This window comes from Lutibacter oceani, assembly GCF_003384935.1.
Taxonomy (GTDB): domain Bacteria; phylum Bacteroidota; class Bacteroidia; order Flavobacteriales; family Flavobacteriaceae; genus Lutibacter; species Lutibacter oceani.
The window spans coordinates 95461-109834 of record NZ_QTTQ01000009.1 but is presented as its reverse complement, the minus strand read 5'-3'; the positions used below and the strand labels follow the sequence as shown (position 1 = coordinate 109834).

Annotated in this window: 13 protein-coding genes; 4 read left to right on the top strand and 9 right to left on the bottom strand. The window is 31.1% G+C overall.

The features are described from left to right. Positions 1–23: 23 nt before the first annotated feature. Together BX611_RS00565 and BX611_RS00560 are read right to left on the bottom strand one after the other, a co-directional pair. Positions 24–359, bottom strand: coding sequence for a DUF2853 family protein (locus BX611_RS00565; protein WP_115877550.1), 336 nt, complete (start codon positions 357–359; stop codon positions 24–26). An 80-nt stretch (positions 360–439) separates the two neighbouring features. After that, positions 440–1864 carry an L-serine ammonia-lyase gene (locus tag BX611_RS00560; protein ID WP_115877549.1) on the bottom strand — a complete coding sequence of 475 codons (1425 nt, stop codon included), beginning with the start codon at positions 1862–1864 and terminating at the stop codon, positions 440–442. A 218-nt stretch (positions 1865–2082) separates the two neighbouring features. Between BX611_RS00560 and dnaK the strand changes: the two genes are divergently transcribed. From dnaK to BX611_RS00540, 4 genes are all read left to right on the top strand, one after another. After that, a complete protein-coding gene (gene dnaK, locus BX611_RS00555; protein WP_115877548.1) occupies positions 2083–3993 on the top strand; it encodes a molecular chaperone DnaK in 1911 nt (636 codons plus the stop codon). Between the two features lie 111 nt (positions 3994–4104). Beyond that, positions 4105–5055 (top strand): NAD(P)H-dependent flavin oxidoreductase, encoded by a 951-nt coding sequence (locus tag BX611_RS00550; RefSeq protein ID WP_115877547.1) that lies wholly within the window; start codon positions 4105–4107, stop codon positions 5053–5055. A 91-nt stretch (positions 5056–5146) separates the two neighbouring features. After that, entirely contained in the window at positions 5147–5647 is a 501-nt protein-coding gene (locus BX611_RS00545) for a hypothetical protein (protein ID WP_115877546.1), read from the top strand. Between the two features lie 25 nt (positions 5648–5672). Beyond that, the gene (locus BX611_RS00540) at positions 5673–6962 is read left to right on the top strand and encodes an NAD(P)/FAD-dependent oxidoreductase (protein ID WP_115877545.1); all 1290 of its coding nucleotides are present in this window, start codon (positions 5673–5675) and stop codon (positions 6960–6962) included. A gap of 78 nt (positions 6963–7040) precedes the next feature. Here the strand turns inward: BX611_RS00540 and BX611_RS00535 are convergent, their stop codons facing one another. The 7 genes from BX611_RS00535 to BX611_RS00505 all read right to left on the bottom strand — a co-directional run bounded on the left by BX611_RS00535 (position 7041) and on the right by BX611_RS00505 (position 14286). After that, positions 7041–7925: a dienelactone hydrolase family protein gene (locus tag BX611_RS00535; RefSeq protein WP_115877544.1), complete on the bottom strand. Its 885-nt coding sequence runs from the start codon at positions 7923–7925 to the stop codon at positions 7041–7043. Positions 7926–8003: 78 nt separating this feature from the next. Then, positions 8004–8903: a TIGR01777 family oxidoreductase gene (locus BX611_RS00530; RefSeq protein WP_115877543.1), complete on the bottom strand. Its 900-nt coding sequence runs from the start codon at positions 8901–8903 to the stop codon at positions 8004–8006. Positions 8904–8975: 72 nt separating this feature from the next. Continuing rightward, positions 8976–9539, bottom strand: coding sequence for a 2-oxoacid:acceptor oxidoreductase family protein (locus BX611_RS00525; RefSeq protein WP_115877542.1), 564 nt, complete (start codon positions 9537–9539; stop codon positions 8976–8978). A gap of 6 nt (positions 9540–9545) precedes the next feature. After that, positions 9546–10319 (bottom strand): thiamine pyrophosphate-dependent enzyme, encoded by a 774-nt coding sequence (locus BX611_RS00520; protein WP_115877541.1) that lies wholly within the window; start codon positions 10317–10319, stop codon positions 9546–9548. Continuing rightward, complete coding sequence (locus BX611_RS00515; protein WP_115877540.1) at positions 10319–11398, bottom strand: 3-methyl-2-oxobutanoate dehydrogenase subunit VorB; 1080 nt, start codon at positions 11396–11398, stop codon at positions 10319–10321. Before BX611_RS00515 ends, BX611_RS00520 begins: the two co-directional genes overlap by 1 nt. A gap of 17 nt (positions 11399–11415) precedes the next feature. Next, positions 11416–11646, bottom strand: coding sequence for a 4Fe-4S dicluster domain-containing protein (locus BX611_RS00510; protein ID WP_115877539.1), 231 nt, complete (start codon positions 11644–11646; stop codon positions 11416–11418). A gap of 189 nt (positions 11647–11835) precedes the next feature. Beyond that, complete coding sequence (locus BX611_RS00505) at positions 11836–14286, bottom strand: alpha-ketoacid dehydrogenase subunit alpha/beta (RefSeq protein ID WP_115877538.1); 2451 nt, start codon at positions 14284–14286, stop codon at positions 11836–11838. Between the last annotated feature and the right edge of the window lie 88 nt (positions 14287–14374).

The window sequence follows — 14374 nt, the reverse complement described above, 5'->3', positions numbered from 1 at the left end:
TTTATTATAAATGTTTTTATTCATTAATATATAGACTCTTTTCCAAATTCCTTAACTAGTAAGTAGTAGAAAATTGCTCTGTACTTATTTCTGTTAGATTTACCCATAGTTTCAACAGCTTTTTCTATAGCGGCATCTAATTTTGGTCCATCAGAAAGGCCTAATTTTTTAATTAAAAAATTGTTTTTTACAGTACCTAATTCTTTAGCATCTGACCCTGAAACTGTTTCAGCATCTTGTTTATAGATTGAAGGACCTAAACCTTTAGTAACTTTTGATAATAAATCAGCATCAAACTTGATACCTAATTTTTTCATTTCACCTTGATAAAGTGCTATTTTTTCATCGAATTTACTCATGAATAACGATTTTTTTTTATTAATGTTAATATTCCTTTTCCCAAATATAAAAAATATTCTTCATAAAAAATAAATTTATTTTAACAATCTGATAGGTTTACACCCACTGCCAAACCGCCCTCAGAGGTTTCCTTGTATTTAGAATTCATATCTTTAGCAGTTTCCCACATGCTAGAAATTACTTTGTCTAATGGAACTTTAGCGTTATTACTATCGGATTCTAAGGCTAGTTCAGCTGCATTAATTGCCTTAATAGCTCCCATTGCATTGCGTTCAATACAAGGTATTTGTACTAATCCGCCAATAGGATCACAAGTTAATCCTAAATGATGTTCCATGGCAATTTCACTAGCCATTAAAACTTGCTCAGGTGTTCCGCCAAGTAATTCAGTTAAAGCACCGGCTGCCATTGCCGATGAAACTCCAATTTCTGCCTGACAACCACCCATTGCAGCCGATATTGTAGCACCTTTTTTAAATAAACTTCCAATTTCACTGGCAACTAATAAAAATTGTTTAATGTGGTTAAAATTGGCTTCATGGTTTTCAATAACCAAATAATACATTAAAACTGCAGGTATAACGCCAGCACTCCCGTTTGTTGGAGCTGTTACCACTCTTCCAAGTGAAGCATTAACTTCATTAACACTTAAAGCAAAACAACTAACCCATTTTAAAATTTGACGAAATTTAACTTCGGTATTTCGTATTGAAATCAACCATTCTTCAGGGGAGTTGTAAATTGTATCTACTTTTAATTTTTGGTGAATATCAAAAGCCCGTCGTCTTACATTTAATCCACCAGGCAAAGTACCTTCTGTATGACATCCAATATACATACATTCAAGCATTGTATCCCAAATTCTTTTAATTTCAAAATCAATTTCAGCTTCAGTTCTTAATGATTTTTCATTTTCTAAAACAATTTCTGATATTTTTAACTTGGTTTCATTACAAAAAAATTCAAGTTCTTTTGCTTTTTGAATTGGGTATGGAAAAGTTTTATGAATTTCAATATTTTCTTTGGCATGTATTAATTCTTCTCTAACAACAAAACCACCTCCAATTGAATAATAGGTATCTGTAGAAATTTCATTCTTATTGTTAAACCCAGTAAATTTTATTGCATTTGCGTGAAATGGTAAAAACTCTTTATTAAAAATAATATCAGTGATTGGATTGAAATTTATAATAAAAGTATTGCTGAAATTTAGAGTTTTTTCATTCTTTATTTTGGTAATTATTGTTGAAATGTCTTCGGTTACAATGTATTCAGGATCGGCACCTGATAAACCTAAAAGTATAGCCAAATCTGTAGCATGTCCTTTTCCGGTTAAAGATAATGATCCATATAAGTCAACTTTAACAGACGTAATTTTATTAAAAAGGTGTTCTTTTTTTAAATGATTTATCCATCTTTCAGCGGCACGCCAAGGACCTAATGTATGAGAACTTGAAGGACCAATACCAATTTTTAGCATATCAAAAATAGAAATACACTCCATTTAATAAGTTTCGTTTATTTATAGTTTGTAAATATATGTTTTTGAAAAATACGTTTCGCATTTTACTAAAATTAATAATAAAGCTTTTAAATAATGACAGTTTTATCTTTTGGAAAATTCAAATTATGACAACTTGACATAAAAATTGTAATGGCATAATCATTGTCTAAATGTAACTGTAAGTTTAAAAAAATTAAAAATAATATAAATATATAATTATGAGTAAAATTATAGGAATAGATTTAGGAACAACCAACTCTTGTGTTTCTGTAATGGAAGGGAATGAACCAGTTGTAATTCCTAATGCAGAAGGGAAAAGAACTACACCATCAATAGTTGCATTTATTGAAGGTGGGGAACGTAAAGTTGGAGACCCAGCAAAAAGACAAGCGGTTACAAATCCATTAAAAACCATTTATTCAATAAAACGTTTTATGGGTAACAAATATTCTGAGTCTAAAATGGAAGCAGAACGTGTACCTTATAAAGTGGTTAAAGGAGATAATGATACACCGCGTGTTGATATTGATGGAAGATTATATACTCCACAAGAAATTTCAGCAATGATTCTTCAAAAAATGAAAAAAACTGCTGAAGATTATTTAGGTACTGAAATTAGCGAAGCAGTTGTAACGGTTCCAGCATATTTTAACGATGCACAACGTCAGGCAACTAAAGAAGCTGGTGAAATTGCAGGTTTAAAGGTGAGTAGAATTATTAATGAACCTACTGCAGCAGCATTAGCTTATGGAATGGATAAAAAAGGTGAAGATAAAAAAATAGTTGTTTTTGACTTTGGTGGAGGAACACATGATGTTTCTATTTTAGAGTTAGGAGATGGTGTTTTTGAAGTATTATCTACAGATGGAGATACACACTTAGGAGGTGATGATGTTGATCAAAAAATTATTGATTGGTTAGCTGAAGAGTTTAAAGCTGAAGAAAATATGGATTTACGTAAAGACCCTATGGCTTTACAACGTTTAAAAGAAGCTGCAGAAAAAGCGAAAATTGAATTATCTTCATCAGCTACAACTGAAATTAATTTACCTTATGTTACCGCTACTGCATCAGGACCGAAACACTTAGTGCGTAGTTTAACAAAAGCTAAATTTGAGCAATTAATTGATGATTTGGTAAAAAGAACTATTGAACCTTGTAGAACAGCATTAAAAGGAGCTGGTTTAACAACTGGTGATATTGATGAAATTATTTTAGTAGGAGGTTCAACTCGTATTCCAGCAGTTCAAGAAGCTGTTGAAAAATTCTTTGGAAAAGCTCCTTCAAAAGGTGTAAATCCGGATGAGGTTGTTGCAATTGGAGCAGCTATTCAAGGTGGAGTTTTAACAGGAGATGTAAAAGATGTATTGTTGTTAGATGTTACACCACTATCTTTAGGTATTGAAACTATGGGTAATGTAATGACGAAGTTAATTGAAGCAAACACTACAATTCCAACTAAAAAGTCACAAGTGTTCTCAACAGCTGCAGATAACCAGCCATCAGTAGAAATTCACGTATTACAAGGTGAACGTGCAATGGCTGCAGATAATAAAACTATTGGTCGTTTTCATTTAGATGGTATTCCACCAGCACAAAGAGGAACTCCACAAATTGAAGTAACTTTTGATATTGATGCTAATGGTATTATTCACGTAACAGCTACAGATAAAGCTACTAATAAAACACAGGATATTAGAATTGAAGCTTCTTCAGGTTTAACTGATGAAGAAATCAAAAAAATGAAAGCTGATGCTGAAGCAAATGCGGATGCAGATAAAAATGCTAAAGAAGTTGCAGAAAAAATCAATGGAGCAGACTCTATGATTTTTCAAACTGAAAAACAATTAAAAGAATTTGGTGATAAATTATCAGCTGATAAAAAAGATCCAATTGAAGCAGCACTTACTGAACTTAAAAAAGCACACGAATCTAAAGATATTGCTCAAATTGATGCTGCAATGGAAAAGATTAATGAAGCTTGGAAAGTTGCAAGTGAAGAAATGTACAAGGCACAACAAGAAGGTCAAGCTCAAGGTGCTCCAGCTGGAGATGCAGGAGAAACACAACCTAAAAGTGAAGGCGATAATGTAGAAGATGTGGACTTTGAAGAAGTAAAAGAAGATTAATTTTTTTTAAAACAATATAAAAAGGCTTTCAATATTGAAAGCCTTTTTTGTTTTTAAATAATTTATTATGCACGCATACTATTTACTATATTTGAAAAAATCAAAAAACAAATGAGATTAGCAAAATTAAACCAACTTTTAAATATTAAGTACCCAATTATTCAGGCACCAATGTTTTTAGTATCTAATACTGAAATGGTAATAGAGGCAATGAAAAGTGGTATTGCAGGTTGTATACCAGCTTTAAATTATAGAACTTTAGAGGCGTTAAGAGCAGCAATAAAAGAATTAAAAGCCGAGAAAGTTGAGGGGGGATCGTTTGGTTTTAATTTAATTGTAAATAAATCTAATGTAAAGTATAATGAACAGTTACGTGTAATTTGTGAAGAAGGGGTTGATTTTATAATTACATCTTTGGGGAGTCCAGAAGAAACTATTAAACAAGCACATAAAAATAATATTAAAGTATTTTGTGATGTAACAGATTTAAAATTCGCTAAAAAAGTTGAAAGTCTTGGAGCAGACGCAATTATAGCTGTAAATAATTTGGCTGGCGGTCATAGAGGAGGTAGCAGTCCAAAGGAATTAATAACCGAATTAGTTTCAAATTGTAATATTCCGGTGATTTCTGCAGGTGGAGTAGGATGTAAGTCTGATATTGATAAAATATTAAGTTATGGAGCAATTGGTGTTTCTGTTGGTAGCCCTTTTATTGCTTCCATAGAAGCTGGTGTAACAGCAGAATATAAGCAAGCGTGCGTGGATTACGGAGCAAAAGATATTATAATAACTGAGCGTATTTCTGGAACCCCTTGCACAGTTATTAATACACCTTATGTGCAAAAAATTGGCACTAGACAAACTTGGATAGAACGGATTTTAAATAAAAATAAAAAATTAAAAAAATGGGTTAAAATGATTCGTTTTTCAATAGGAATGAAGGCAACTGAAAAAGCAGCAAAAAAGGCAACTTATAAAACGGTTTGGGTGGCAGGACCAAGTATAGAGTTTACAAAAGAAATTTTACCAGTAAAGGAGATAGTTTCTAAGCTAGTTAATTAATTTTTTTTTTTTGATAAAATGTTAAATCAAACAAGCTTTGAGTAACTATAATAAATTAAGCTTTCATAAGCGAACTTACTGCGAATTTAAAATGATTCAAAAAGATTTTTTTAAAGAAAAATCTGCTCATTATAAAAGCAAATCTGGAAGTTTATATTACTATACAAAAGAAGGTGTTTATCGTTATTCAAATCATTGGGGCAGGGTAGCCAACTGCAGGTGGAGCATTGAAGAAATTGAAGATTATAAAAATCAAAATTACTATGTTGGTTATGCAAATTGGGAAGATTTTTTCAAATTAAATTCTGTTGAAAAAGTTTTTTATCTGAAGGTAGATATCGAAAAAGGGATTTCAAAAATTTTAAAAGAAAATAAAAGTGATAATGATTCAAAATATTTAATGAGTTTGGAATTTGCTTTTAAGAGACAAAAAGAAATAAAATCACTATTTAAAAATTATAAATGGGCGAAATATTACAATGAAGATATTAATGTTTTGAGAAGTGATTTAATTAAAAAGCTAATTAATTCAAATAAAACTTTACAAGAATTAAAATTAAATTTAAAAAAGAGTTTGTTTGAAAAGCCCTAATTTTACATACTACTAAATAAAAAATATGAATATACCTCAAACTAGTTTTCCTAGAGTTGTAATTATTGGAGGAGGATTTGCAGGATTGGCTGTTGCTAAAGGATTAAAGAATTTAGAACTTCAAGTTGTTTTATTAGACAAGCATAATTATCATACATTTCAGCCCTTGTTGTACCAAGTTGCAACTGGAGGTTTAGAGCCTGATAGTATAGCTTTTCCTTTGAGAAAAACGATTAATGATTTAGAAAATTATTTTTTTCGTTTAACAAAAGTTCTTAAAATTGTTCCAGAAAACAATAAAATTGAAACTACTATAGGTGAATTAGATTACGATTATTTGGTAATTGCAACTGGTTCAGAAACCAATTTTTTTGGAAACAAAAACATTCAAAAATATGGTATGGAAATGAAATCTGTTCCACAATCTTTAAATATTAGAAGCTTAATTTTAGAAAATTTTGAGGAGGCCTTATTAGAAACGGATTTAGAAAGGCGAAAGGCATTAATGAATTTTGTAATTGTTGGTGGAGGACCAACAGGTGTTGAATTAGCAGGTGCTTTAGCTGAAATGAAAAAAGGTATTTTACCTAAAGATTATCCTGATTTAGATATTAGAACAATGCAAATTAATGTAATTCAAAGTTCAAATAGATTGCTGACAGGAATGAGTGAAAAGGCTTCTGAAAAAGCTGAAGATTTTTTAATAAAGCTAGGGGTAAATATTTGGAAGAATCTTCGAGTATTAGATTATGATGGAACGAATGTAAAAACCAATGGTGAAGATCAATTTAAAGCAGGGACTTTAATTTGGGCCGCAGGAGTAAAAGGGGCAACTATAAATGGTTTGAAAGCTGAATGTATTTTAGAGAGACCTTGTAGGTTTAAAGTAAATGAGTTTAACCAAGTTAATGAAAATAAAAATATCTTTGCTATTGGGGATGTTGCTGGTTTGAAATCTGAAAAATATCCTTTTGGGCTTCCAATGATGGCACAGCCTGCCTTACAGCAAGGAAAACATTTAGCTGAAAATATTATTGCTCAACTGGAAGATAAACCAATGAAACCTTTTGTTTATAAAAACAGAGGTTCAATGGCTACAATTGGAAGAAATAAAGCCGTGGTAGATTTAAAAAAGATCCGTTTTCAGGGTGTTTTTGCTTGGTTTGTATGGATGTTTGTTCACTTATTTTCTTTAATTGGTTTTAGAAATAAAGCTGTAGTATTTTTTAACTGGGTATATAACTATATTCGATTTGACAGGGAAACGCGTTTAATAATAAGACCTTTTAAAAATAAGAATAAAGAGTCTTTTTAAAAGATTCTTTGTTATTTGTTAATGGGTAATTAAAAAACTAAAAAGGTTTTACTTTTTAGTTAAACTTATTTTTCTGCTTTAAAGATTCTTTTTAAAGAAATTAATTGTTCTTTCCCAGGCCAATGTCGCTGCTTTTTCATCATACCTCGGTGTTGTGTTATTATGAAACCCATGATTTACATTTTTATAAAAATATGCTTGATATTCAATGGAATTATTTTTAAGAATTGTTTCAAAAGCAGGCCAACCTTCATTTACCCTATTATCTAATTCTGCATATTGTAACAATAATGGAGTTTTTATTTTAGCGGCATCTTCGTCTGAAGGCTGACCACCGTAAAAAGGGACTGCAGCAGGCAGTGTAGGGATTTTAACGGCCATCATGTTTGCTATCCAACCTCCAAAGCAAAAACCAACAACACCAACTTTTCCATTACAATTTTTATGGGTTATTAAATATTGATAGGCTGCAATAAAATCTTCAAGCATTTCAAACCTATCACGCTTTTTTTGTAATGTCCTCCCATCATCATCATTTCCAGGATAGCCTCCCAAAGGTGAAAGCGCATCAGGCGCCAATGTAATAAAGCCATCAACGGCAGCTCTTCGTCCAACATCTTCAATATAGGGATTTAATCCTCTATTTTCATGAACAACAATAATTCCGGGTAATTTTCCTTTTGGTTTTGAAGGAATTGAAAAGAGACCTTTAATTTCTCCGCCTCCTTTAGGTGATTTGTAAGTGATATATTTTGAATCCAGCCTAGGGTCATTTGGTTTTACTAAAATAGTATCAATATAATTTGGGGAAATAAAACTAAGTAAAGAAGGTACTGTAATTCCTCCAATGGCATATAATGATAATTTTTCTAAAAATTTCCTTCTTTCAAGTTTGTTGTGTGCGTAATCATCGTATAAATCAAAAATTTCTTGTGGAATATCCTCTTTTTTTAATTTTTTCATATTTCTTGATTTTTGTAGTTTCACTAAAATTATAAAAACATGTTCAATAAATAAAACTTGAATTGGAGTAATAGATGTTTAATGGTTTAGATTATTCAAAGCATCTTTTAATGTAGGGGATTTGAATTTAAAACCTGTACTTCTTATTTTTTTAGAAGAAACTCTACTTCCTTCAAGTAAAATAATAGCTAATTCGCCTAACATAATTTTTAGAATAAATGAAGGTACATTAGGAAGCCATAAATGTTTCTTGAATTTTTTAGCTATGGTTAATGTTAGTGTTTTATTGGTTATGTGTTCTGGAGAAACTGCGTTATAAATTCCCTTAATATATTTATTATCAATTGCTTCTAAATATATATTACATAAGTCTTCGGTAGTAATCCAAGGAATATATTGTTCTCCATTTCCTAAAGCTGCACCAAAACCTAATTTAATTGGTTTAGATATTTTTTCTAAAGCTCCACCTTCTTTTGAAAATACAACACCAGTTCTTATAACTACTGTTCTTATATTTAAAGAGTTAAACTTAAGAATTGCTTTTTCCCAAAGGATACATATTTTACTTAAAAAATCATTTCCTGGTTTATCCGTTTCAGAATAAATATTTTGGCTGGTAATTGCTCCATAATAACCAATTCCTGAAGCTGAAATAAATCCTTTTAAATTGGGATTTAACTCTTTAACTTTATTAAATAAAAGATTTGTTGATTTAACTCGGCTATCTATTAGAACTTTTTTTCTTGCTTTAGTCCATCTTTTGTCAGCAATTCCTGCGCCTGCTAAATGAATAATATATTCAGCTGAAGTTATTGCTTCAGAATCTATATAGTTTTTATTAATATCCCAGTAAAAAATAGTTGGTTCAGAAGTTTTGTTTCTACTTAAAATTGAAACCTGATGTCCTTTAGATTTTAATAAATTACATAAGTAACTACCAATTAAACCACTCCCTCCTGTAACTAAAATTGACGCCATAAAAAATCGGTTATTTTGTAGCAAAAGATATTACAAAATAACCGATTTTAAAAATGTTTAGTCTTTATTGTTTTAAAGTACTTGTTTTTCTTTTAAATAAGTTTTTACATTATTCATTCCTTTAGTTATAGCTTCCTCATTTAATGGTATTAAATGATGATATCGTTCAGGTAATGATTTTTTTAAACCTTCAATTACATTTTCTAATTCTACAATAGGTTTAATTTTTAAGAATGCACCCATTATAACCATATTAAATATTTTTTTATTGCCCATTTCAGTTGCAATTTTATTTCCTTCAATTTGGTAAATATGAATATCTGTTCTTGTAGGATGCTGCGAAATTCCATTTGGTTCATATAATAATACACCTCCAGGTTTTACACTTTTTTCAAATTTATCCATACTTTGTTGATTCAAAATAATGGCAGTATCAAAAACTTTTAAATATGGAGAGCTAATCCTGTCATCACTTAAAATAACAGTTACATTTGCTGTACCTCCTCGCATTTCTGGTCCATAAGAAGGCATCCAACTTACTTCTTGATCGTGCATAATTCCAGAATAAGCTAATATTTTACCCATTGAAAGTACACCTTGTCCACCAAAACCTGCAATAATAATTTCTTCTGTCATAATTAATTATTTTAAAATCCCGTTTACTTTAATATCACCTAAAGGAAAGTAAGGAAACATGTTTTCTTCCATCCAAATATTAGACTCGTTTGGAGTCATTTTCCAACCAGAATTACAGTTAGATACAATTTCAACAAAAGACAATCCTTTTTTTAATCTTGTGTTTTCAAATGCTTTTTTAATTGCTTTTTTTGCCTTTCTTGCATGTTTATGGGTGTGAACTGATTGACGTGTTACATAGTAAACACCAGGTAAATTTGCTACTAATTCAGTCATTTTTAATGGTGAGCCCATAGATTTTATTTCTCTACCATAAGGAGAAGTAGATGAACGCATTCCTTCTAAAGTAGTTGGTGCCATTTGGCCACCAGTCATTCCATAAATTCCATTATTTACAAAAATTATTACAATATTTTCACCTCTGTTACATGCATGAATAGTTTCTGCTGTTCCAATAGCTGCCAAATCCCCATCACCTTGATAGGTGAATACATATTTTTCTGGCCAAGTTCTTGCAATAGCAGTTGCAACTGCAGGAGCCCTTCCATGAGCAGCTTGTGTAATATCAATATTCATAAAATCATAAGCCAAAACTGAACAACCAACCGGAGCAACTCCAATGGTATTTTCAGAAATTCCCATTTCATCAACAACTTCCATGGTTAAATTGTGTGCGGTACCATGTCCACAACCCGGGCAATAGGACAGCGTAGCATCTGTCATTAATTTTGATTTACAAAATACTTGATTTTCGGGTTTTATAATGTCTAATACGTTCATTAGTTTATAATTTTTTGTTCTAAAGCTTCTAATACTTCTTCAGGAGTGTGAATAATACCTCCAGTTCTTCCAAAATGTTCTACAGGAACTTTGTGTTCAACTGAAAGGCGTACATCTTCTACCATTTGCCCTGCATTTAATTCAACACTTAAAATTCCTTTTACCTGATCGGCTAAGTCAAATAAAACTTTTTTTGGATACGGGAACAATGTAATTGGTCTTAATAAACCAGCTTTTATTCCCTTTGCTCTTGCTAATTGTACTGCTTTTTGGGCAATTCTTGCACTTGATCCATAGGCTACAAATAAATATTCTGCATCTTCAGTTTGAAATTCTTCGTAACGCAAATCTTCTTTTTCCATTTGTTCGTATTTTTTCATTAACCTACGAACTCTGGCCTCCATTTTTTCTGATTGTAAATCTAGCGATGTAATAATATTTCTTTCTCTGTTAGTTTTACCGGTAACAGCCCAACTATCATGTCTTTTTATTACTTCTTCATCTGTTAAACGTTTTTGTTGGCCTTTTAAATTTACTTTTTCCATCATTTGACCAATTAGTCCGTCTGAAAGAATTAAAACCGGAGCACGATATTTAAAGGCAATATCGAAAGCGTTTTCTACAAAGTCAGACATTTCTTGCACTGAAGCAGGTGCTAATACGTATAATTTATAATCTCCATGACCTCCGCCTTTTACGGATTGAAAATAATCGGCTTGGGAAGGTTGAATTGTTCCTAACCCAGGGCCACCTCTAACAACATTAACTATAACTGCAGGTAATTCTGCGCCTGCTAAATAAGAAATACCTTCTAATTTTAATGAAATTCCAGGGCTAGATGAAGAAGTCATTACTTTTTTACCAGTACTTGCGGCTCCATACACCATATTAATAGCTGCAATCTCACTTTCAGCTTGAAGCACAACCATACCTGTTCTTTGTTCAGGACGTTCAGTCATTAAATATTCAATAACTTCTGATTGTGGTGTAATAGGGTAACCAAAATAAGCATCAACTCCTGCTCTAATAGCAGCTTCAGCCAATGCCTCGTTTCCCTTCATTAATTTTAATTCTGACATATTTGTTGATTTTTTTGTTATGCTGTAACTTTTACACGATAAACAGATATTGCCCTATCTGGACAAACAATTGCACAGTTAGTACAGCCAGTGCAAGCTTCAGGATTATGCATAAAAGCATAGTGGTAGCCTTTTCTATTTACTTTTGAAGTCATACTAATTACATCTTCAGGACAAACAGGTATGCAAACTTCGCAACCTTTACACGCTTCGGTGTCAACTACAATTGCTCCTTTAACTTTTGCCATTTTAATAATATTTTGAGTGATAATTAACTTCTAATTCTATTATTCTCAAAGTTATGGGTATTTTATTGTAAAAAGTATGATATATATCAATTTAATGATAATTGTCATATTATTTTTATCTTTTTAAATAAAAAAAACACCTAAGAAGGTGTTTTTATTGAAGTTTTGTATGATTGTAATAAATGTTACCTAGTATAATTTTTTATACTTTAACGGATTCACCTCTTGCATTAAATTATAAATAGTTTCAAAAATATCTTCGGCATTTGGTTTTGAAAAATAATCACCATCTGTGCCATATGCAGGTCTATGTGGTTTTGCAGTTAAAGTTATAGGTTTACTATCTAAGTATTGGTAAGCATTTTGCTTTTCTAAAATTTCATTCAGTAAATATGCAGAAGCTCCTCCAGGTACATCTTCATCAATAATTATAAGTCTGTTTGTTTTTTGAACACTCTTAACAACATCTTGGTTAACATCAAAAGGAAGTAAACTTTGCGCATCAATAATTTCAATATCAATATCAACCTGATTCAGATCTTTTACAACATCTTCAACAATTTTTAATGTAGCGCCATAAGAAACAACTGTAATATCTTTACCTTCCTTAATAGTTTCAACTACACCAATAGGGGTTTTAAATTCACCTAAATTAGTAGGAAGTTTTTCTTTTAAACGATAACCATTTAAATTTTCAACAATAAGTGCTGGTTCATCACATTCTAAAAGTGTATTATAAAAGCCAGCTGCTTTTGTCATATTTCTTGGAACTAAAATATTTATTCCACGTAACAAATGAACAATAGCTCCCATAGGTGATCCGGAATGCCAAATACCTTCTAATCTATGTCCTCTTGTTCTTATTATTAATGGGGCTTTTTGGGTTCCAACTGTTCTGTAATGAAGCGATGCTAAGTCATCACTTAATATTTGCAAAGCATATAATAAATAATCTAAATATTGAATTTCGGCAATTGGGCGTAAACCTCTTAATGCCATTCCTATACCTTGGCCAACTATTGTAGCTTCTCTAATTCCTGTATCTGAAACTCTTAATTTACCATATTTTTCCTGAAGTCCTACTAAGCCTTGATTTACATCTCCTATATTTCCAGAATCTTCACCAAAAATAAATACATTATTATTTTTTGAAAAAATGGTATCAAAATTATCTTTAATTATTATTCTACCGTCAACTAATTCTGCATTATCATTATAAGTTGGTAAAATTTCTTTTACATGAGAAACTTTTTTGTTTGTTTGACTATATAAGTGCGAACTGAATTTTGGTTGTTCAGAATTTAAATAGTTAGTTATCCAATTTTGAAGTTGTGTTTTCTCAATTGAATTTTCGTTACGAACATATACTATAACTTTTCGGGCTGTTGATAAAAGGTCTTTTCTTGATGGTTCTGAAATGTTTGAAAGTTCAGCATTCAGTTTATTAATAAAAACTTTGTTATTACTTTTATCTGCAAGTTTTTCTAAAATGCTTAATAACCTGTTTTTTTGTTCTTTTATTGGAGTTAAAAAAGCATTCCAAGCTTCTCTTTTAGCTTGTGAAACTAGTTTTTTGGCATCTTTTTCAATTTGAATAAGTTCAGACTCTGAATCAACAAATTTTAAGATATTATTATTTTCATCTTGTAGTTCAAATTCAAAAATCCAATCTCGCATTTTAGCTATACAATCATGTTGTTTTTCCCAAACTAATCGTTCTTTAGATTTATACCGCTCATGTGATCCTGAAGTAGAATGGCCCTGAGGTTGTGTTAAATCTTTTACATGAATTAATATAGGTACATGTTCCTCTCTAGCTATTTTTGAAGCTTTGTTATAAACTTCTATAAGCTGAGGATAATCCCAACCTTTAACTACAAAAATTTCATAACCTTCTGCGTTTTCATCTCTTTGAAATCCTTTTAGAATTTCTGAAATATTTTCTTTTGTAGTTTGAAATTTAGCAGGTACTGAGATTCCATAATCATCATCCCAAACACTAATTATAATTGGTACTTGTAAAACTCCTGCAGCGTTTATAGTTTCAAAAAATATGCCTTCTGAAGTACTTGCATTACCAATTGTTCCCCAAGAAATTTCGTTTCCGTTATTTGAAAATTTTGGATTTTTAACCTCCGGAACATTTCTAAATAGTTTTGATGCATAAGCCACACCTAACATACGTGGCATTTGTCCAGCTGTAGGTGAAATATCACTAGTTGAATTGTATTGCTCGGATAAGTTTTTAAAGTCCCCATTTTCATCTAAACTGTGTGTTAAAAAATGACCTCCCATTTGGCGTCCACCAGACATTGGATCGTCTTTTAAACTTGGATGTGCATATAAACCGGCAAAAAATTGTTGAGGAGTTAATTCTCCTATAGCCATCATAAAAGTTTGATCCCTGTAATAACCAGATCTAAAATCACCTTTTTTAAAGGCCTTTGCCATTGCTAACTGAGGAACTTCTTTTCCATCACCAAAAATACCAAACTTTGCTTTGCCAGTTAATACTTCTCTTCTGCCAAGCAAACTGCATTCTCTACTTATTACAGCAATTTTGTAATCGTGTAAAACTTCCTTTTTAAACTGTAGAAATGAAAGTTGCTCTTTGCTTGTTGAAGATGATTCTAGCTGCATACTTTTGAGTTTTTTTAGTTTTGCAAAGGTACTATTTTTAAGTGATATTTAAAAATGGCTTAAATGATTTGAGAAATGTTTAACAAAA